At 44.4% G+C, this 21,272-nt stretch carries 20 protein-coding genes and 1 tRNA gene; 11 read left to right on the top strand and 10 right to left on the bottom strand.

Annotated elements, in window-relative coordinates:
* Positions 1-332: 332 nt before the first annotated feature.
* The 6 genes from ACVBIL_RS04850 to ACVBIL_RS04825 form a co-directional block, all read right to left on the bottom strand.
* A complete protein-coding gene (locus ACVBIL_RS04850; RefSeq protein WP_447165860.1) occupies positions 333-1,625 on the bottom strand; it encodes a transporter in 1,293 nt (430 codons plus the stop codon).
* A 30-nt stretch (positions 1,626-1,655) separates the two neighbouring features.
* On the bottom strand, positions 1,656-2,366 hold the full coding sequence (locus tag ACVBIL_RS04845) for a hypothetical protein (RefSeq protein ID WP_447165859.1): 711 nt from the start codon (positions 2,364-2,366) through the stop codon (positions 1,656-1,658).
* An 8-nt stretch (positions 2,367-2,374) separates the two neighbouring features.
* On the bottom strand, positions 2,375-3,061 hold the full coding sequence (locus ACVBIL_RS04840; RefSeq protein WP_447165858.1) for a C39 family peptidase: 687 nt from the start codon (positions 3,059-3,061) through the stop codon (positions 2,375-2,377).
* Between the two features lie 63 nt (positions 3,062-3,124).
* Positions 3,125-4,219 (bottom strand): hypothetical protein, encoded by a 1,095-nt coding sequence (locus ACVBIL_RS04835; RefSeq protein ID WP_447165857.1) that lies wholly within the window; start codon positions 4,217-4,219, stop codon positions 3,125-3,127.
* Positions 4,220-4,242: 23 nt separating this feature from the next.
* The gene (locus tag ACVBIL_RS04830) at positions 4,243-4,848 is read right to left on the bottom strand and encodes a hypothetical protein (RefSeq protein WP_447165856.1); all 606 of its coding nucleotides are present in this window, start codon (positions 4,846-4,848) and stop codon (positions 4,243-4,245) included.
* Positions 4,849-5,035: 187 nt separating this feature from the next.
* Complete coding sequence (locus ACVBIL_RS04825; protein WP_447165855.1) at positions 5,036-6,367, bottom strand: sigma-54-dependent transcriptional regulator; 1,332 nt, start codon at positions 6,365-6,367, stop codon at positions 5,036-5,038.
* A gap of 418 nt (positions 6,368-6,785) precedes the next feature.
* On the opposite strand from ACVBIL_RS04825, the gene ACVBIL_RS04820 reads away from it, so the two are divergent.
* The 9 genes from ACVBIL_RS04820 (at position 6,786) to ACVBIL_RS04780 (ending at position 17,055) form a co-directional block, all read left to right on the top strand.
* Positions 6,786-7,946: a hypothetical protein gene (locus ACVBIL_RS04820; protein ID WP_447165854.1), complete on the top strand. Its 1,161-nt coding sequence runs from the start codon at positions 6,786-6,788 to the stop codon at positions 7,944-7,946.
* A gap of 193 nt (positions 7,947-8,139) precedes the next feature.
* Positions 8,140-8,697: a SprT family zinc-dependent metalloprotease gene (locus tag ACVBIL_RS04815; protein ID WP_447165853.1), complete on the top strand. Its 558-nt coding sequence runs from the start codon at positions 8,140-8,142 to the stop codon at positions 8,695-8,697.
* 245 nt (positions 8,698-8,942) lie between these two features.
* Entirely contained in the window at positions 8,943-9,647 is a 705-nt protein-coding gene (locus ACVBIL_RS04810) for an endonuclease (RefSeq protein WP_447165862.1), read from the top strand.
* A 13-nt stretch (positions 9,648-9,660) separates the two neighbouring features.
* Complete coding sequence (rsmE, locus tag ACVBIL_RS04805) at positions 9,661-10,392, top strand: 16S rRNA (uracil(1498)-N(3))-methyltransferase (RefSeq protein WP_447165852.1); 732 nt, start codon at positions 9,661-9,663, stop codon at positions 10,390-10,392.
* Positions 10,393-10,536: 144 nt separating this feature from the next.
* Complete coding sequence (gene gshB, locus ACVBIL_RS04800; RefSeq protein WP_447165851.1) at positions 10,537-11,490, top strand: glutathione synthase; 954 nt, start codon at positions 10,537-10,539, stop codon at positions 11,488-11,490.
* A 14-nt stretch (positions 11,491-11,504) separates the two neighbouring features.
* Positions 11,505-12,809, top strand: a complete 1,305-nt coding sequence (locus tag ACVBIL_RS04795; protein ID WP_447165850.1) for an alkaline phosphatase — start codon at positions 11,505-11,507, stop codon at positions 12,807-12,809.
* Positions 12,810-12,959: 150 nt separating this feature from the next.
* The gene (locus tag ACVBIL_RS04790) at positions 12,960-13,985 is read left to right on the top strand and encodes a methyltransferase (RefSeq protein WP_447165849.1); all 1,026 of its coding nucleotides are present in this window, start codon (positions 12,960-12,962) and stop codon (positions 13,983-13,985) included.
* Between the two features lie 177 nt (positions 13,986-14,162).
* On the top strand, positions 14,163-15,827 hold the full coding sequence (locus ACVBIL_RS04785) for a DUF342 domain-containing protein (RefSeq protein ID WP_447165848.1): 1,665 nt from the start codon (positions 14,163-14,165) through the stop codon (positions 15,825-15,827).
* A 103-nt stretch (positions 15,828-15,930) separates the two neighbouring features.
* The gene (locus ACVBIL_RS04780) at positions 15,931-17,055 is read left to right on the top strand and encodes a site-2 protease family protein (protein WP_447165847.1); all 1,125 of its coding nucleotides are present in this window, start codon (positions 15,931-15,933) and stop codon (positions 17,053-17,055) included.
* Positions 17,056-17,119: 64 nt separating this feature from the next.
* On the opposite strand, the gene ACVBIL_RS04775 is transcribed toward ACVBIL_RS04780, so the two are convergent.
* Positions 17,120-17,503, bottom strand: coding sequence for an OmpA family protein (locus ACVBIL_RS04775; RefSeq protein WP_447165846.1), 384 nt, complete (start codon positions 17,501-17,503; stop codon positions 17,120-17,122).
* Positions 17,474-17,558, bottom strand: a tRNA-Leu gene (locus tag ACVBIL_RS04770). The genes ACVBIL_RS04775 and ACVBIL_RS04770 overlap by 30 nt, the downstream gene beginning before the upstream one ends.
* A 340-nt stretch (positions 17,559-17,898) precedes the next feature.
* Between ACVBIL_RS04770 and ACVBIL_RS04765 the strand changes: the two genes are divergently transcribed.
* On the top strand, positions 17,899-18,033 hold the full coding sequence (locus tag ACVBIL_RS04765; RefSeq protein WP_447165845.1) for a DUF3149 domain-containing protein: 135 nt from the start codon (positions 17,899-17,901) through the stop codon (positions 18,031-18,033).
* Between the two features lie 85 nt (positions 18,034-18,118).
* Here the strand turns inward: ACVBIL_RS04765 and ACVBIL_RS04760 are convergent, their stop codons facing one another.
* On the bottom strand, positions 18,119-18,736 hold the full coding sequence (locus ACVBIL_RS04760) for a superinfection exclusion B family protein (protein WP_447165844.1): 618 nt from the start codon (positions 18,734-18,736) through the stop codon (positions 18,119-18,121).
* A 227-nt stretch (positions 18,737-18,963) separates the two neighbouring features.
* Positions 18,964-19,782, bottom strand: coding sequence for a tRNA cyclic N6-threonylcarbamoyladenosine(37) synthase TcdA (tcdA, locus tag ACVBIL_RS04755; protein ID WP_447165843.1), 819 nt, complete (start codon positions 19,780-19,782; stop codon positions 18,964-18,966).
* 372 nt (positions 19,783-20,154) lie between these two features.
* Here tcdA and ACVBIL_RS04750 point away from each other — a divergent pair, with 372 nt between their 5' ends.
* The gene (locus ACVBIL_RS04750) at positions 20,155-21,216 is read left to right on the top strand and encodes a porin (protein WP_447165842.1); all 1,062 of its coding nucleotides are present in this window, start codon (positions 20,155-20,157) and stop codon (positions 21,214-21,216) included.
* The last annotated feature ends 56 nt before the right edge of the window (positions 21,217-21,272 follow it).

Raw genomic sequence — 21,272 nt, 5'->3', positions numbered from 1 at the left:
TTTACTAGCCAAGAGTCACTACAATCTATGATGATGTAATTGAACTGGCGACAATGAGCTACTAACATCAGTGTATTATTAGACCTCTTTTATAAACACTTTACTAGCCAAGAGTCACTACAATCTATGATGATGTAATTGAACTGGCGACAATGAGCTACTAACATCAGTGTATTCTTAGACCTCTTTTATAAACACTTTACTAGCCAAGAGTCACTACAATCTATGATGATGTAATTATTCAGATAAACCTCTGCAATAACATCATCCTTAATGGTGACAACACCTTTAACCGTATAATCGCATTTATGACCACCAGCTTATGGACCAACTTAAAAACGATAAGGGAAGCGTAAACTAATTTGATAATCCGGTGAATCTTCAGTTAAACCGGCACCAACACTAGTCACCATTGAGAAGTTTTCTGTTAAAGCCAGTGTTGCCCCTAAACCTAAATTCGCTGTATTGGTGTCGGTTCGAGCAATATCTTGCCATTCACCACCAAGAGGCCTTTGTTGAGTCTTAGTGAAAAATCGCTGGTTAAAGCTCATACCAATGCTCATCCGCTCAGACACAGCAAAGGCCAATCCAAAGCTGTAATCGATGTAATCACCCAGATCTATCTCTCCAGGTGAAAGACCCGGAAGGCCCGAAAGATCGCCATATTCTTCTGGCAAGAAGGTGCCATAATTTAAGTTAAAGAAGACAATAGCCGGATCATAGGTTTTAGCTAAGCTAAATCCAGTTGAAAATCCCCATACGCCAGCACCTGTGGCAATTTGGTCTGGATAAGTCAGATTGCCAGACTCTGACGACTCTAAGTTAATCCCAAATGGGTCAGTACCTGTAGGCATACGCGCCCTAACATTCCAAACCCAGTCAGGCCATCCATTACCTTCGGTCATGATTCGATAATAAGCAGCAACACTCATATCGCCAATCTGCCCGCCTTCCACATCGGCAGATTCATAAAGTTGACTCGAGTTACCTTCGCCCACCGACTCATACTTATTCAGGCGGTACACAAATGGCATCGCCATTTCAAACTGCCAACTATCGTTTAAGGTATAACGCGTAGTGAGATCGAGCTGAACCGTATTTGAACGAATTCGGTCTAAATTTAGGTTACCCAAGAAAATAGCATCCAGTGCTAAAAAGCCACGCAAGATAAGATCTTTACGACCGTAATAGCTGTAAGTCAAAGAAGGTTCTATTGTGAGTTTACGGTCAAACACGTTGTGGGCTTCTTGCAGTACATCTTCAGTACTGCGAGAACGTTCAGGTTCTTTCTTAATTTGGGTTTCAGTTGCTGCTTGTGAACTCGCTATCTGTGTCCCCTGCTGAGGTGGTCTTGCTACAGATTGAGCCTGTGCTTGTGCTTGTGCTGCTTGTGCGCCATTGTTTTGCGTCAATGTAGCCTCTTTGGATAACACTTTCTGTGCCATCTGGTTGATGGCTTTTTGCTGCATCTGTAATTGCTGATTTAGCAAAATAAGTTGCTTTTTTAGCAACTGTAGCTCTTCAGCTTCTGTCATCGCGGCTTTAGGGCCATCAGCCCCGAAGCTAGAAAAATGCAGGCAAGAAATGGAAACAAGTAACGCCACTTTAGTCCATTTAAAATCCATTTTTGTCATCCTTTATTATGCTTTTAAAAACTATAGACCAATCCCGATAATATCGCGTACTTGTTGACCGAGTAATTGGCGCTCTTTAACACCAAGATCGATACCTTGATAACGGATCAATGACGTGTTCGATATTTGATGAAAAGCCCCTTCAACTTGAATTGATTGAACTAGCTGTCCGTTACCGTTTTGGGAGCTAACGCCTTGCCCAAAGGAGGCCGATGACATGCCCACGTGGTAACCCAATTGCCCATTCGCCGTAGAGTAAACAACCTCACCACTGCTATTCACTAAATTTTGACCTATGACAATCTCTACGCCATTGGCGAGTGGGTTTAAATTACCCTGCTCAAAATTCAATTGATTATTAACCTGATTAAAATCACCAGCAATTTGGATCCTCTGCTGTAAACCCGTTTGCTGACCACTGGCCGACAAGTCAAGGCTATCCCCCGTTGAAGAAACGGCATCAGCTACAGTAATTCGCATTGCTGGACCACTGCTGGCATTGGACATTTCAACCTGCATCTGTACTTGCTGCGTCACTCCTTGCTCGTTGATATAGTGTGTTTGCATGTGTAGGCCAAAATAGAAGTCCTGACCATTTTCAGTGTACTTACCTCTTAACTCAGCTAATTCTTCATCTAATAAGGGAGCCTTACCCTCAAAAACCTCCAAGGGCGTATTAGATGCAAATACCGAATTAGCTAACAAAATCCCTGTTATCAAGCAAAATCTCATTTTGCCTCCTAGAGCATGTCTGCATACTCAAAGCCAAACTCTAATAGCTCGGCGTCTGATAGCGGTTGCATAGGACCAAGCGTGTTATAAGTCAGCTGAGCCCGTGGTTGAAGTAGCGGATTATCTTTAATGTATTCGTTACCGATAACGACAAAGACAATACCATTCCACTTTTCGGTAAATTCGTCATATGTTAAAATCCGATTACCCAATGCAGGATCACCCAAAAAAACTTGTTTTTCAGTGAACCTTCTCATCACAACAAAATGGCTATAGCCCCCATCGTTTAACAACACAATCGCGGGGATTTTTAACTGCCGTAGTTCTTTAACGCCAACACGGTAACCCCGGCCACGCATATTTTGCGAACCCAAATACCGCTTCATATCCAACAAAGAAAAACCTTGTTCCTGCACAATAGCCATGTCAGAAACCTTTAACATGCCCAACAGCACATGTTCTTCAGTTATGTCAGCTTTGCCGTAGCCGTATTTGAGAATGCTTGCCAAGCTTGCGGCGCCACAGGAGAAGTCGGTTCTTTGCTGCACCACAAACTCAAATTTTCGCTCTCGTATACTTTGGATATTTTTACTGTAATTTCCCATTCCGGGGATCATGCCTGTTAACATGATTTCAGCAGCAAACAAGCCTGGAGAAATCCAAGCTATTACACCAATAAGTAGATATTTGTTCATAACACATCCTTGTAGCAGTAGCCTGAAACCAACTCAGGCTACTGTGGATACCAAAATGAAGATTTATGGATTTTCAGAAACGATTGCTCCTCCTGTCATGCTGGTTAGTGATAAGTTATTAGACTGTAAGTTACCGTGACCAGAAGCCATATTTACGCCAATGTTGCCCGACGCATTTTGGAAGGCACTGCCACCAATTGATGCTGTGTTGGTGGTTTTTTGGGTGACAGTTTCGATGTAAATAGGTAGCTGACCACTCACTGTACCCGCCAATGCCATGTCACCACTCTCATCAAAACTCAAGCCATCAGCTCCGGTTGGGTTTTGATTATCCATATCAATATGACCCCATATAGACGCACCAGGAGTGTTATGTGCACCGTCACTATCCTTCCAGATCTCAGGATAATAAGCGGCATTTTGATCTGACGTACCAGAATATGTACCTGAAGCATTCAACGCAAAATTAACCGCAACAGATTCAGTCGTATTTTGCACAACACTGGTATTCATTACCTTGCTATAACCGGTAGACTGGGCGTTCAATACTGTCGCTTCTCCCATGCTGCCCTTGTGAGCTGAAGCCGCCATATTATTGGCCTGAACATTGTTGCCACCCGAAGCAACGTTTACCCCAATATTACCCGAGGCACCTTGGAAAGAACTTCCTCCCACACTAGCACTGTTAGTCGAGGCATAGTTATCGGTGTAGTTGCCCATTGCAGATTGAGTACTAAAGATTTCAGCGTCACCCGCCCCAAAGGCAAATGATGCATCAATAGAGGCAAGAGCCGCCGAATTAGCCTGCACGTTAAAATCACCAGCCGCTTGGTTGACACCAATATTACCGCTGGCGCCATTAAATGCAGAACCAGATATACTGGCATCGTTCTCTACATAAGAATTATCAATCCAGTTTGGCCCTGCAGACTGTTTATTTTCAACTACCGCCATGCCCAAGCCATCGACTTTAATGACACCTAAAACAAGGGCGCCACCTTTAAAAGTCACATCTTTTGTGACTTCAACATCTTTGGTTAAGGTCACGCTACTATCTGACTCACCATTAGAACCGCCGTTATGCTCCCCGTTAGCAAAGGCACTACCACTGATTGCTGCACCAATACAGATCACTAGGGTTAATTTCTTCATTTCCATTTTCATATCTCCATTTAAGTAACTTAATTCCCACTAGGTAACTGCAGCGAGAACTGATTTATGGCGCTGTTTCCATCACCAGAAATTTGATTGATTTGCACAATTCCTTGAGCATTTTCAAAACTATCTGAAGCAATAACGGTAAGGTTCGTATCGTGATGTTCGAGTGGCAAAGCGGTAGGGCTTACAATATTATCAAGTGCACTATCATCTAATCCCAAGCCAATCACGGACTGCAAAGCAATTGCGCCAAGATTAGCTTGAATATTCCCCTGCCCACTCACCTGATTAACGCTAATAAGACCTTGTGTATTTTCAAAAGCCAGTGCTTCAATATATGAAAGGTTTTGTCCATTAGAGGGTTCAGCTAACGATAGGTAGGGATTTTTTTGATCTGATAATATGACAACTCGATCGCCAATAGCATGGCTATTGGATTGTAGATTGCTGCCGCCTGCAGCCTGATTGATTGCGATACGTCCACTGTTGTTGCTAAAAGACTTTGTACCGATCGTCGCATTATTATCAACATGTTGAATGAGGGTGGTATTACCGCCGTTCGACCAGGCAACAGATGCAAAGCCTGCTAGGCAAAGAAATACTCCTCCTTGAATACTGCTTAATTTCATTCAACACCCGACAATTTACTAAAACCGTACAGAGAGTTAGCAATCACCAGGCCAAACGATCAAAAGTAATGATTTCAGAGAGTTAAGATTAAACAACTCAGCACTTGTCTCAATTGTAAGACTAATAAAAGCTAAGTTGTTGATATTGAAGTAATCACAAATGGTGTTCGCGATCTCACTATTGAGATCACGACTCTAGAGAGCTGATCTCATGTTTATCAATGAGTCGGTATAACGTGGCTCTAGAGATTTGAAGGTCTCGAGCAACACGTTCCATTTTGCCGTTATAGCGCTGAATTGCAGTCACGACGGCATTTTTCTCGACCTCATCTTTGATATTTTTTAAGCCTTGAGTCAGCTCCGAGCTAACGAGTTCTTCATTTAGCTCCAAGTCTGCAGCTTGAATAATGCCGTTTTCACATAAAATAACCGCACGGCGAATTTTATTAATCAGTTCTCGCACGTTACCAATCCATGCATGCTCGAGCATTGCGCCCTTAGCTTGCTCACTGAAACTGCATAGCCGTGTATTAAACTCACCAACGTATTTCTCACAGAAGTGATCGGCCAAAGGAATAATATCTTCTTTACGTTCTCGTAAAGGGGGTAACTCTAAAGTGATCCCATTGAGGCGATAAAACAGATCTAAACGAAACTCACCGCGCTCAATCGCCGCCTCGAGATCGATATGGGTTGCCGCCACGATACGTACATCAGCAGTTTGGGGTTTGCTGCCACCGACACTATCAAATGTCCCCTCTTGCAAGAAGCGCAGCAAATTGACTTGCTGCTCAAGTGGCAGGTCGCCTATTTCATCTAAAAATAACGTGCCACCATCGGCTTGCGAGATCTTCCCCTTATGACTGCTCACAGCCCCGGTAAAGGAGCCTTTCTCATGCCCAAACAGCTCTGACTGCACTACGCCTGAGCTTAATGAGCCACAGTTGACCGCAATAAAGGGGCCACAGGTTCGGGAAGAGTCTTGATGGATTTTCTTGGCGATAAGCTCTTTTCCGGTACCACTTTCACCACGGATAAGAATCGGGATATTTGTCGGTGCCGCCCTACTAACCTGTTTACTGAGTACCTGCATTGCATTAGAGTTCATCACTGTCTTAGCATCATCACATTGGTATTGTTGCTGCTCATTTTCACATTGCTGACGAAGCCTTACCAAGCCTAAAGCATGACCAATCAACCTTAACAATCTATCAACATCCAATGGCGCGGTGTGATAATCCCAAGCATACAAACTAATCAATTTTTGCGTGTAAGAAGATCTAAGTTGGGGACGTTCGATAAGCATAATCACCAATGTCGCCTTGTGGCACAGCTTGATTATTTCTTCAGCCCAACGGGTATCTTCCTTGCCCCTCAAATCAAGCAACAATAAATGGCAGTCAGAATTAAACTCGTTAAGGTTAGCGCTATTGTAAAAGTCTACATATATCCCTTTTCTCTTTAACTGTTGACACAAATACTCATCATATAGATGCCCTATCACGCTTACGTATTTCATCATCTACTCCTTAGACTCACATCTCCTTGCACACAAGCAGCCCATCAACCGTTTAATTCTCAGCAGCTAACAAACTCTTTTGTGGTCACTAAGCCCGCCAATCCTCTCCAGTCATAATCTGAAAGCTCATAGAGTATAGTTATCAAATCGACGATAAGATAAACAAGTCTGTAAATTTTAGCGCTAGTAAAACGGTTGCACAACCTGAAGCTAAATACGATAAACAGTGGGCTATAGCCTGTTAACCATCAGAATTGAAAGTTAAAAATGGCAAGCAACAGTGTCACTTTCAATACCGTTTATAGTGGTGCATACTGAGCAACTTAATCTCTCGAAAAACAATATAAAACTGCAACTTATCCAGTAGAAAAATAAATAGCGATATAAAGTTGTAGCAATAATAAGAAAGGACTTGGCAATGACCACTTTCAGCACTGCAATACTTGTTAGCGCGCTGACCTCTGTAACACTCTTTCAACCCGCGTTTGCAACACTTGATGCTGAGGAATCGCGCCTACCAACGGCAACTCAAGCGATGCCCGATGTTGTCAGTCGCTATCAGGCATTTATCGGAAGTTTAGGCGAAAAATATAGCCAACATTCTGATGAGTTAAAAATCACTCAAATGGTCGCTCATCAGGGGCTTAGGTTATGGCAGCAAGCAGTTAGAGACGTGCAGTCTGGCCATTTAGATGATCGCTCTTTATATTGGAATCGCTTAGCGATGCGGGAACTTCTGAAGACGCACAAACCCAACTTTAATATCGCAGGCTGGCAACGGGATATTTTGCTCAAGGCAGTCGAAAAGTCATCTCGTGGCTTTAGCGACCTGAACTTCAAAGATGACGCCCAGATAAAAATTCTACTAACAGGCTTCGACCCTTTCTTGCTTGATCGCAATATAGACCAGAGCAATCCCGCAGGACTCGCAGCGCTGGCACTAGACGGTTACCGCTTTAAAATTGATGGCAAACAAGCACAAATTGAAACGGTAATGATCCCAGTGCGCTTTGCCGATTTTGATGAGGGCATGATTGAATCCCTGCTCACGCCTATCTATCGTGATAATAGCGTGGACATGATCTTTACCGTGAGCATGGGCCGTGATGATTTTGATATTGAACGTTTCCCCGGTCGTAACCGCAGTGCGGCGGCCCCAGATAACCTAAACGTACTCACCGGCGCAACCAAACAGGCCCCTATCGCGCCGAAGTTCAACGGCGGCACACTCAATGGCCCTGAATTTGTCGAGTTTTCATTACCGATTGCCGCGATGCAAACAGTAAAAGGTCCATGGAAAGTCAACGATAATCACACAGTATCGACATTAGAACGTGGTGAATTCGAAGCTAGCTCATTGGCACAACTACAAGCTTCTCAGTCAGTTGAAGGTTCAGGTGGCGGCTACCTATCAAATGAAATCTCTTACCGCGCTATTTTGCTGCAAAAACAGTTTAACAGCGGCATTCCAGTTGGGCATATCCATACTCCACGTATTGCAGCGTATGATGTCAAAACCGAAACTGAGATCGTCAATCAAGTCAGAGACATGGTCGTCGCAGCCGCAACAAGCCTCTAGCTGAATAGGATCGATACCGTCCAATCGTACCGGGTTTTGCTGGTTCACCAAACCACTCTAGGTTAAAATACAAGGCTCATACTTTATATAGTGTGAGCCCTGTCTTTTATGGCAACTGTATTTACGGAGACAGTATGTTACGAGGAGGGTATTTTTACTGAGTACGAATAGGCTAACGGAGCAATAAGGTTTAATGTTCAAAGCGATTAACCCATTCAAGTCGTTACAAAATACGAGGCAAACAGCTAATAGCCACCCTGTCATGACATTTGTCGACCCACTGCAACAACACATCGCGCAGCAAGTTGAACATTGCTATCAAATTGCTGAAAACACACTTAGCAAACGATTCCCAAGGCCTGTAATTAGTTTTGCTCTGCGGGGAAAGAGCGCCGGTACTGCCCACCTGCAGCTAAACAAGCTACGCTTTAACGCTAAACTGCTTAACGATAACCAACAAGCCTTTTTAGATGATGTCGTGCCTCATGAGATCTGCCACCTTTTGGCCTTCCAACTCTATGGCCGAGTAAAGCCACACGGGCTTGAATGGCAATATCTGATGCAGCATCTGTATGGCAGAACGCCACGCACCACCCACAGTTTCGATACCACAGCTGTGGAAGGCAAGACATATGAATACCACTGCCTTTGCGGGCCTATCAAGCTGAGCATCCGTCGCCATAACAAGGTGCTGCGCGGCCAAACCCATTACCGCTGCCGTAAATGTGGCCATAAGTTACACCCCAAGTAATAGCAACTGATATCATTTCCAGTTGATCCCCAAAATTGATCCCAAAAATTGATATCACCCACAGCTAAGCAGGATACATTGCTGTTAATTAACCCTATTATCTCCCCTTTGCATCGCTAGCATTGCGACAAAACGACGCCTCACTTACAATCCCCCGCCAGCGAACAATCGATTCGTGATTACCGTATTTTTTTAGGATTTTTTAGATGTCATTTATCAAGGTGCTTACATTAGCGCTTGGCCTTATGTGGCTGTTACCCCAAATAGCTCAGGCTTCACCAGCTCACCCAACCAGCTTTAATCAAGCCAAGAAACACGCAAGAAATATCTACCTTAAGCACTTGCCCCAAACCAGCTTCTATTGCGGCTGCGATATTAAAGTTAAAGGTAAGAAATGGACCACAGATTTTGCACGCTGTGGCTATGAAGTACGCAAACAAGAAAAACGTGCAGCGCGCATCGAGTGGGAACACGTAGTTGCTGCATGGGAATTTGGTCATCAGCGCCTTTGCTGGCAAGAAGGCGGACGTAAAAACTGCGGCCGTAAAGATAAAACCTTCAAAAAAATGGAGTCTGATCTACATAACTTAGTGCCAGCCATTGGCGAGGTGAATGGCGATCGCAGTAATTATCGATTCAGCCAGTGGAACGCTAAACCAACACAGTACGGTCAGTGCCAAGTCAGTGTTGATTTTAAAGGCCGTAAAGTTCAACCACCAGCACATACTCGTGGCCAAATCGCACGAACCTATCTATACATGCAAAAAACTTATTCGTTGAAAATATCCAGCAGCCAATTAAAGTTATTTAAAGCATGGGATAAAACCGATCCAGTTGATACTATTGAATGTCGACGCGACAATGAGATTGCCAAGGTTCAAGGCAATCACAATGAGTTTGTACAGGCTCAATGTCAGCGCTTAAAAGACTCGCAAACATACGCAGAATAAGGCTAGTAATATCATGAGAGTGCCAAGAATTTATCAAGAATCAACACTAATTGTCGGCCAGTCGGTAGCATTAGATGATGAAGCGGCGGGTCATGTTGGCCGCGTACTGCGCATGTCTGTTGGCGAGCAGGTTAGTCTTTTCAATGGCGATGGTAATGACTACCTTGCAGAAATTGTCAGCGCCAGTAAGAAAAATGTCGAAGTAAAGGTCCTCTCTTGCGAGGCCAATGACAGTGAGTCACCACTAAATCTACATTTAGGCCAGGTGATCTCTCGCGGCGATAGAATGGACTTTACCATTCAAAAATCAGTCGAGCTTGGGGTCAACACTATCACCCCACTGTTTTCAGAACGCTGCGGCGTAAAGCTTAGCGGTGAGCGCTTAGAGAAAAAAATCCAGCAGTGGCAAAAGATTGTTGTCAGTGCATGCGAGCAATCAGGCCGCAGTGTCGTGCCTGTGGTTCGCCCCGCCATGCAGTTAGCTGACTGGTGCGCGGAGCCATCTATTGCGGTAAAGCTTAACTTGCACCCGCGTGCCTCTCACGGGGTAAATGGCCTATCGCTGCCCAATAATCGAGTCAGACTAGTGATCGGCCCTGAAGGCGGATTGTCTGCGCCGGAAATCGCCATGACCGAAGAGCACCACTTTACCGATGTGTTGCTTGGCCCTCGCGTACTGCGCACAGAAACTGCCGCACTAACGACAATCAGTGCACTGCAGCTCAAGTTCGGTGATATAGGCTAAATACTCAAAGTTCAGATAAACCCAGACGCGGTGGCCAAGATTGGACATCGCCAAGTACAAAATGAGTCCGTTAAGCGCTAGAAATCGGGCGTTAACGCCCCCATATTTATCGTTGAAACGAATACAAGATAAGGAATACGCTCCATGATTAAACTCGGCATCGTGATGGATCCCATCGGCGAGATCAACATCAAGAAAGATTCTAGCTTTGCAATGTTAATGGCAGCGCAGTCTCGTGGTTACCAGCTTTTCTACATGGAGATGAAAGATCTTGCCATGGTCAACGGCCAAGCAATGGCAACCATGAGTGCATTGACCGTTAAAAACGATCCACAGCAGTGGTATCAGCTTGAAGAAGCCGTTGATACGCCACTTGCCGATCTAGACGTGATCTTGATGCGCAAAGACCCACCGTTTGATACCGAGTTTATCTACGCGACTTACATGCTTGAACGCGCAGAAGAGCAAGGCGTGCTAATTGTTAATAAGCCGCAAAGTCTACGTGATGCTAACGAAAAGCTGTTCACCGCTTGGTTCTCTGAGTTTACTCCTGAAACCATTGTGACCCGCTCAGAGCAGCGTATCCGCGCTTTTCATCAAGCAAAGGGTGACATCATTCTTAAGCCTCTCGACGGTATGGGCGGCAGCTCTATTTTTCGAGTGAAAAAAGATGACCCTAACTTAGGCGTTATCATCGAAACCTTAACTAGCGAAGGTCAGCAATACGCGATGGTGCAGGCCTTTATTCCCGATATTACAGCTGGCGATAAACGCATCCTAGTCGTCGATGGTGAACCAGTTCCTTATTCGTTAGCGCGTATTCCGCAAAAGGGCGAAACTCGCGGTAACTTAGCTGCGGGTGGCCGAGGTGTGGCGCAGCCATTATCTGAGTCTGATTGGCATATCGCTCGCACGATTGGCCCAGAACTTAAAAAGCGCGGCCTTATCTTTGTCGGCCTGGATGTGATTGGCGACAAGCTCACCGAAATTAACGTCACTAGTCCAACGTGCATCAAAGAGATTGAAGCTGCATTCGATGTGGATATCACTGGCATGTTAATGAACGCCATTGAAGCCCGTATTAATAAATTAGCTTAGCCAAAGGATCCGGCATGAACCTAACAAAAACATTAACTTGGGCCATTAGCGCCCTCGTTGTGTTACCTCTATTTGCATCGGCTAACGTCGATATTCATGACGTGCCCTCGCGTCCAAAAAACATGATTATCATGATAGGTGATGGGATGGGTCCGGCGTATACCAGCGCTTATCGCTATTACCAAGATAACCCTGACACCGAAGAGATAGAGCAAACTGTTTTTGATCGGTTACTTGTCGGCATGGCGTCCACCTATCCTGCAAGACAAAGCGGCTATGTGACTGACTCTGCCGCCTCTGCGACAGCGCTTGCCACTGGCGTTAAGAGCTATAACGGTGCCATCTCTGTTGATGTAAACAAACATCCGCTCACCACTATCATGCAGATGGCAAAACAGCGTGGCATGGCAACCGGAGTGGCGGTGACCTCTCAAGTTAACCATGCAACCCCGGCAGCATTTTTGGCCCATAACGAAAGTCGTCGCAACTATGATGAGATAGCCAAAAGCTACTTAGCATCAGAGGCTGACGTCATCTTAGGTGGCGGTCAAAAGTACTTTCCAGAGGAGTTGTTAGCGCAATTTAAAGCTAAGGGCTATCAATATATTAGCCAGCTGAATCAGCTCGATACGTTAACTCAAGGCAAGGCGCTAGGCTTATTTGCTGAGGTACAACTACCTTGGGTAATAGACCAACAGGACTCAACGCAACTAAGTGTGCTAACCCAAAAAGCCTTAGATCTATTATCGCAAAATGAAAATGGTTTTGTACTACTGGTTGAAGGTAGCTTGATTGATTGGGCCGGGCATAACAACGATATCGCGACCGCTATGGGTGAGATGCACGGGTTTGCTAACGCCATTGAGGTTGTAGAGCAGTTTGTCCGCGCAAACCCTGACACCTTAATGGTGGTCACTGCCGATCATAATACTGGCGGCTTATCTATCGGTGCCAATGGAGAATATGCCTGGGATACCGGCTTACTTCAGGGGATACAAGCAAGCCCAGCGGCTATCGCAGAGCAAGCCATCGCGGCTGATGACTGGCAAGTTCTGCTCAAGCAAAAACTAGGCTTTGACGTTAAGCCAGATGAGCTACAACGCCTTAGCAATGCACGCATGCAAGGCAAAGCCGCATTGGAAACCAGCTTAAAGCAGCTAATCGATACACGCAGCTTTACGGGCTGGACAACCAGCGGACATACTGGTGGTGATGTTCAAGTCTTTGCTGCGGGGCCGGCGGCCGATCTGTTTAAAGGTAATCAAGACAATACCAATATTGCCGAAAAGATGATGAGTTTATTGCCAAGAACACAATAAACCCTTGATGTGACTCGCCCAAATTAGTGCTATCAAATAAGGCCGCAGCATCTGCGGTCTTTTTTATACTGATTGGTATTGCCACCAAACTCGCATTCGAAAGCGGTTGGGGTATAATTGCAGGCAATTACACTTCGACCTTGAATACTCATGCTAACCAACGCTTCGCAAGTCCTCCTCAGAAACCGTGATTTAGTCAAAGACCAATCAGTATTGGTGCTTAACTATGAAAGCGACCATCTCCCAAAAGAGCTATTAAATACCGCGAGTAGCGTATGTGGATTAGCATTAGATTATCACCATCATCTGATGATGCTGCCTTATGCCGCAGCAGATCTAACCCTGCATTTTGGCCATCAACTCCCCAACGATGAGTGTTTTGATACGGTTATCGTTTACTTCCCTAAAGCCAAATCCTTAGCGCCGTATCTATTTAACTTGGCGGCAAAACACTTAAAGCCGCAAGGACAGCTAATTGTTGTCGGGGAAAATAAAGGCGGTATTAAGTCACTAGCTAAACTGCTTCCTAGCTACTTTGATGCACCATTTAAAGCAGATAATGCACGCCACTGTATCGTATTCTTAAGCGAGCTGAACAGCGAAGCACCTGAGCTTAAGCTCAAAGATTGGCAAACTAAGTATCAACTCGATACCCCTCAAGGGCAGATTACTATTTGTAATTTAGTCGGTGTTTTTAGCGAGAAAAAACTTGATGAAGGCACAAAACTGTTACTCGAAAACCTACCCAAAATGCGCGGTAAAGTACTCGATTTCGGTTGTGGCGCAGGCGTTATCGCCGCAGCATTACTCAAGGCTCAGCCAGAGCTAACACTAGAATGTGTTGATATCAACGCCATGGCACTAGCCTCTTGTGAGCTCACACTAGCCGCTAACGGTTTTAACGCTAAGGTATTTGCCTCCGACGGTTTAGACCAGACCAATACTCGCTATGACGGTATTATCTCGAATCCACCATTCCATGATGGTCTTGCTAGCACAACGAGTATTGTGACTAATTTTGTAAAAGATAGCCTAGCAGCTCTAGCTTCTGGTGGATTATTTCATATCGTCGCTAATCGCCATCTACCGTACTCAGATACGATTGCTGAAAACTTCGGTTCAGTGAATGTGGCTGCTGAAAATAATAAATACAAAATTTATTCCAATAAAAAGTAATTATTCCCCTTCAAACTCTCTATAGGTCTAGTGAGCCCAACGATCACTCACTGGACCTGAAACATCTGCTTAATTATTTGATTCACAATATTTGACTGTGACACTTTTTAACCCGTCTTTTATATGGTACTACTCCCTTAGTAATCCCTAAAAATAATAATTAAAGACGGGAATGTTATGCTGCACCCAGAGCTCATAGAGTTAAGCCAAGACAAGCACAAAGCCGAATTTAAAATCGTTCCGAATAACCACGGGCCGATTACAGAAAACGATCTGCTGCAACTATTAGCCTTGCCGGGCTTTAGTTGCCTATTTCCATTACAGCCCCAAATCACCCAAGCGGTTATTAAAGTCAATCAGCTACACCACCAAAAAGGCGGAGACATTGAACTTTTTTTCGAGCTTGCCGATAGGCGCAACGCAACAATAAGCTTTGATATCTCAGACGATAAAATGCATGCCAGCATGACATTGACCGCTGCCTATGGCGGGAAAACGCTTGGTATCAGAGATGTGCTGCAAAATCTCAAGCTGCAACGAGTCAGCATGGGCCTCAGTAAGCCGAAAATCGACGCATTATTAGCTGAATTTGCCAAGCTATCCCCTGGAGCGACATGCTGCAGTGTTATCGCTAATGGACGCGCGCCTATTAATGGCAGCAGCGCAAAATTAGATCGCAAAGTGTCTCTCGCGAGAGAGCGATTACTACAGCCCCAATCAAATAGCGACGGCACCGTTGATATGCGTAACCTTGGCGCGATGATCATGGTCAAACCGGGCAATGTGCTTATAGAGAAAACTCCTGCTACTCAAGGAATTGACGGGTATAACGTCTACGGCGAAAAGTTAATTGCAAAACCAGGCAAGGATTTTAAACTTACCGCGGGTAATGGCACCGAGTTAAGCAAACAAAACCCAAATCAACTGATTGCCACCGTAGCCGGACAACCCGTTGAAACCCTGACCGGTATGCAGGTCGATGACGTACTACAAATTAAAAATGTCGACGTGGGTTATGGCCATGTCGACTTTAAAGGCAGCGTGCTGATTACGGGGGATGTCGGTGAAGGCATGGTAGTTAAGAGTGCTGGCGACATTACCGTAATGGGCTTTGTCGACTCAGCGACATTACTAGCTAAGGGCGATATTACGGTGAGTAAAGGCGTTATAGGCAGGCAATTAAAAGACTTAAGCTTATCGACTAAGTTAGTTGCTCGAGGCCAAATTAGTGCTCAATTTGTACAATATTCTCAGCTTGAAGCACAAGGCAACATCTTGGTGACTAAGCAGCTGTTACACAGTCACACTCGCACTCAACAGCAGCTGATCGTCAGCGATGCTAATGGCCGTCGTGGTGACCTTGTTGGTGGTAAGGCCGAGGCGAATAAAGGCATCAAAGCCGTGGCTCTCGGTGCAACGGCAGACACAAAAACTGAAGTGTACTGTGCAATGGAACTAACTGATTTAAAGCTGCAGCTAAAAACGTTAGATCAAAGTATTAAATCAATGGTGGTGGCTACGCTCAACATTGAGGCGCAGCTCAGAAAACTGCCCCCAAAAGCTCAGTGGCAAGATGACGCCATGATGGTCGAACAAGTCACTGTGATGCTTGATGAAAAGCGCAGAATCAACACAACAAGGGCGCAAGAAGAGCTCGAGTATGACAGCCTAAAACTTGAAGTAGAAAACTACTACAAATATTACCGTATCGATGCGCTCAAGCATGTATTTTCCAATGTTGAATTACATATTGGTACCGCCTTTCAACGCACCCAAAGAGAACACGGCCCCTGCCATATCCGCAATCAAAACCAAGAGGTTAGCTTCGATTATAGCCTTTAACGCTTAAGAACTATCGACTAAGAGGGATTCCAGAGCCTTTCGACTTTCCTTAGGGTGTGGATTCACGGCATAATTAGGCGACTTTTTGCCTTTGAGATATGACGTGGAATTATTGAAAATCGATTGCCTTGGAAAACCGCTACGCCTAGAAGGCTCGCTTGCGGGATGGCAACAACTGTTTTGGGGTGACTCCTTAGTCTCTGTTATTCAAGCCAGCCCTGATAATGAAGGACTTAAGAGCCATAGTTTTGAATTATCGATTCAAGATCCAGCCCTTGTACCCGCCATTGATGGCGAGCCGATACCATTGCAGACAATCAAAATCACCTTAGAGACAGACTTACAATGGCAACCCTTTGTTATTGATTATCGCCTGCTCAAAGGTGATGAAGTGCTCACCACAGGTCAACGCACCACCAAAGACATTGAACGCCAAACGCCAACGGCTCCAATTGCCGAAAAGCGGCAATTTAGTGTGGTTGGTCTCGCTTCGCTGGGCTTTAAGCTACTCAAGAGTGCCAAGGTGATTAAGGTGCTATTGGCAGGTGCCAGTGTCGCGGCTTACTCTTGGTTATTTTCATTCCAATTTGCTCTAGCCCTTATCGCCTGTTTAGTCTTTCACGAGTATGGCCATATCAGGGCGATGAAATACTTTGGTATGAAAACCAAAGGCATCTACTTAATTCCCTTTATGGGCGGCTTAGCTTTAAGTGATGAGAAAATTAATACCCGCTGGCAAGATGTAGTGATCTCTATCATGGGTCCAACCTTTGGCCTATTTATGTCGCTAGCCTCTCTCGCCGCCTACTGGGTAACTGGAAATATCTTCTTTGCTGGTTTAGCCACGTTTAATGCCTTGTTAAACCTATTTAACCTACTGCCGATTTTGCCGCTTGATGGCGGTCATATCCTGAAAAGCATTAGCTTTTCAATGAACAGCAAAATGGGATTAGTGGCCTGTATTCTTGGCGCTGCTGTTGGTGTGTATATCAGCTATTCATTAGGCCTGGCATTACTGGGCTTCCTACTGCTTATCGGTAGCGCGGAGATTGTGTTTGAATGGAAAACCCGTCATCAAAGCCATTTACTGCCACTCGATAGATATGGCCAGATATTTTCAACGGTTTGGTACCTAGCAACCGTAGGCGCCTTGATTGGCATCATCTGGTACTTTGCCGGCAGCGGCGATGAGATGCTAGCGCTACCGCTTGAGATCTTAAAGAGTTAGCAGTCCTACTTTCATCTAAACATAAACCGGCCAAGTGCCGGTTTATTTCATTAATCGTTTCAGCCTAGAAACGAATTTCAACTCGACGATTACTCGCTCGCCCTGCTGCGTTGGTGTTACTGGCTATTGGCTCAGCTTCCCCCGCACCTTTAAGGCTTATCCTCGATGCACTGATGCCCTTAGCGTTAAGGTAATCAGCAATCGACCCTGCGCGAGCTTTTGACAGTGTGAGATTGTAAGTCTGTGGGCCAACTGAATCCGTATGATCAACTATCATCACCTTCAAGGCATTAGTAATAAGCAGATAAAATTGCAGGTACTGGATGATGAAAGATTGCAGGGAAGGTGCGCTAAGCCTAGCATAGCCAAATTTCAGGCATAAAAAAACCTGCTCGATGGCAGGTTGTTTTGTTGATAATGGTACCTGAAGACGGACTTGAACCGTCACTCCTTTCGGAATCGGATTTTGAATCCGACGTGTCTACCAATTCCACCACTCAGGCATTATCAATAACACTCACTTAAATCTGCTCGACCTCAGTAAGTGAACGGAATTATACCTACCAGCAGATGAATGGCAAGCACTTTGAATTGAGTTTTGCATCAACTGAGCATTTTTCAGGCTTAACTGCCACTAAGTGGCTACTATCCACGCAAAAACGATTATATTTAGTGATTCATACTCAATACCACGTAAATTAGCAAAACGCGATCTACATCATAACCATTAACAATAAAACCCCATGCATTTAATAACCGAGAGCCTTTTTGATTGAGATCAAAAAACGCACCGCATGCTAGGCGTATTGTTAACAGGAATTAAAAAGAAAGAGGATTTCGCAAATGGCATTCTGGTTAGATTTGATGTTCGGCAACCCAATAGGCTTGCTCTCGATGATAGTAATCTTTAGTACGATTGGCATCATGTCGTATCTAATGTGGATGTTCTATACCAAGTCTGCGGATCCCGAGAATTAGTTTTCTATCATCTTTCTAATGCAGGGGGCTATCAGCCCCCATTTTTTTGTCTATTTGTTAAGCGAGGTTCTGTACGTCAGCAACATTAAGCAGCATGCTTTCGTGGAGTAACAAAACTATTGACGAAGTGTGGGCGCGCCTTAATCAAGTTCTTCATATCTTCAGGGCTAGGCTCTCCGACAGGAAAGCGTAACACTTGACGGTTAAGGTGAACACGAGCTCGCATTGAAATCTTAAAATCAGCGGTCGACCCTTGGATAGCATAATGTTTTTGGTTACCTAGATTCTCTAAGATACCCGTCTTTAGTAAGCTTTTAACTGCTGTCTCTTGCTCTGGTAGGGTCAAGATTGTTTCACCTTGTAAGAAAAACTCCCTTAATAAGGCTCTCTCTGTTGGGTCTAGCAGCTTTACTTTTTCCTCAATAATTTCGATAGAACGCTTGTTACTTAAGTGACCAATCGCCTCATCTAGAAAATAATTTAAAATCTGCGTCAATAAAAAAGCAGCACCAATGATTAAACCCAAGCCAATAAAATGCGCATGCTGTTGTGAAAACTCATTAAGGCTCAATGAGGCCAACAACGCTTTAGGGGCAAATAATAATGCAGCGCACGCCAATGCAAGCCATAGCATTGCTGTAAAAATTAACTTTTTAGGCGACATCATTTGAAAAGAAGTTAGTTTGAAAGCCACTTTTTGCATACCCATATACCCAGTGTCAGAAATCTGTTCCTACCTAGATAAAAGCAAAAATAGTGCCAACATTTAATAGTAAGTGGCTAATGTTTAATAGCTAATATTTAATGGTCAATGCTCAATATTACATTTCATCCAAAGAGGATGACCTTTTTCCTAAAAAGTACTGCTTCCTGGCTGGAAAACAAAAAGGCGCCTAACAGGCGCCTTTGTATATTAGAGACTCGCTTCTGCTATGTATTGGCTTTTGCTGCTAACTTAGTTAACACCCGACTTGTTGCTACAAATCCAAAGGTTCCTGTCACTACAGTCACCGCACCGAATCCTGATGCACAATCCATTCTCATGCTTCCCTCAGCCGTAGCCTTGGTGCTGCATACAGAGCCGTCAGCTTGTGGGTAAACCAGTTGCTCAGTTGAAAACACTGCTTCGATTGAAAAGCGGCGAGCAACATTTTTAGAAAAATTATATTCACGCCTTAACTGGTTACGTACTTTAGCTAATAGCGGATCTTGGTAAGTCTTAGCCAGATCAGCAACCTGCACCTGAGTGGGATCCATCTGCCCACCAGCGCCACCAACAGTGACAATGGGTAACTTTTGGCGTTTACACCATGCGATCAAAGCTGTTTTAGCTTTAACAGCATCAATACAATCCACGACGTAATCAAGATCCCCGCCCTGCTTCTTGCCCTGAAAATATGTAGATAAGTTTTCAGGAGTAATGAAGTCTTCTACTTCATTAACGATACATTCAGGATTGATCTGTTTTAGGCGCTGCGCCATGACTTCTACTTTTGACTCACCAATGGTGTCTTTTAACGCATGAGCCTGTCTATTAGTGTTAGTCACACAAATATCATCCAGATCAATCAAGGTGATCTGGCCAATACCGCTTCTTGCTAACGATTCTGCTACCCAAGTCCCCACACCACCAATGCCAACAACAACAACATGGGCCGAAGCAAAAAAGCTAAGAGCTTGCTGACCATATAGACGACCTATCCCAGCAAAACGATTTAAGTAAGCGTCAGACAAAGTGTGATTATTCAAAATGATACTCAATGTAGAAAATAGAAAGCGAAACTGCGTTGATATTTTATCTTAAACACAACGAAAACTCTAAAAAAATAAACTAAGCGGCCGTAACATTTGTAAATCAACATAAACAACGTAAGCAACTAGACACCTGAATTGTTCCTCATGTTAAAGCGCCACTAAGACATTGTTTGTTAACGGTAAATAGCTATGACTAACATCACGATTCTTACGCGAAATGCGACCGGCATCACAAACTGAAATTCACATTCCGTGCCAAAATCTCGGCCGACAAATACAGCTTCACTTTTGTTGGCTCACAAAATAGGGCTGACGAATATTGATAGCCTGCAACTATAAATAGCGATTCGCTACGGGAAGATGAAAATGAAAAAAACTGTTCTGTCTGCCACTATTATTTCAGCACTAGCCGCCACCTCTTTTACAGCACTAGCTGATGGCCCAAATTTTTATGGCCGTGCCGATCTTGCAATCACTAACTCAGACTTAGGTATTGCGACGCAAAATCAAAAGTCAGGCACTGTCATTGAGAACAACTTCTCATGGTTAGGTGTTAAAGGTACTGAAGCTATCAATAGTGAGCTTGAAGTGGTTTATCAAATGGAGTTTGGTGTTAGCAACTTCGATAACTCAGGCAACACTTTCTCTGCACGTAACACCTTCCTAGGCCTGAAATCAGCGACTGCTGGTACTATCCTTGTGGGTCGTAACGACACAGTATTTAAAGCATCTGAAGGTGGCTTCGACCTATTCGGTAACACTAACTCAGATATCGATCTATTAGCTGCTGGCCAATCTCGTAGCGCCGATGGCTTTACTTACTACTCACCAAAAATTGCTGACTTAGTGACATTAAATGCAACCTATTTGATGGACGACAACTATGCTCAAGAAGTTGACGGCAAGAAAGTTGACGCTGACAACATGTATGCTCTGAGTGCAACAGTTGGTGACAAGGGTCTTAAAGCACAGAACTACTATGTTTCTGCTGCATACAACGACAGCATCGACAACGTAAAAGCTTACCGTGGCGTGGCTCAAGTTAAACTTGGCCAAGTTATCCTAGGTGGTTTCTACCAGAACAGTGAGCACGTAGACAGCAAGTACTCAAACCTTGAAGGTAATACTTACTTCGTCAACGCTGCATATGTTATGGGTGACCTAAAACTTAAAGCTATGTACGGTAACGATGATTCAGGCTTAGGTAAGTATGTAAGTCGTTTTGTTGGTAGCACTGACGGCGCTAACTTAGAAACAGTTAGTGATGTTGGTCTACAGCAGTTCAGCGTGGGTGCAGACTACCGCCTAAGCAAAAACACCTTAGTATACGGTCACTACACTAAGTACGATGGCGACATGAAGTTGAGCGGCGCGAAGCAAGATCTAAGTGATGATATCTTCACTGTTGGTATGCGTTTCGACTTCTAAGTTGTTGCTTAGCGAGTCAAATAGACTCAAACAAATAAGCTTTAATAATTAAGCTT

This window comes from Shewanella sp. 125m-7 (assembly GCF_052977045.1).
The sequence above is the reverse complement of the archived record's forward strand: the minus strand, read 5'-3'. Positions and strand labels throughout refer to the sequence as shown.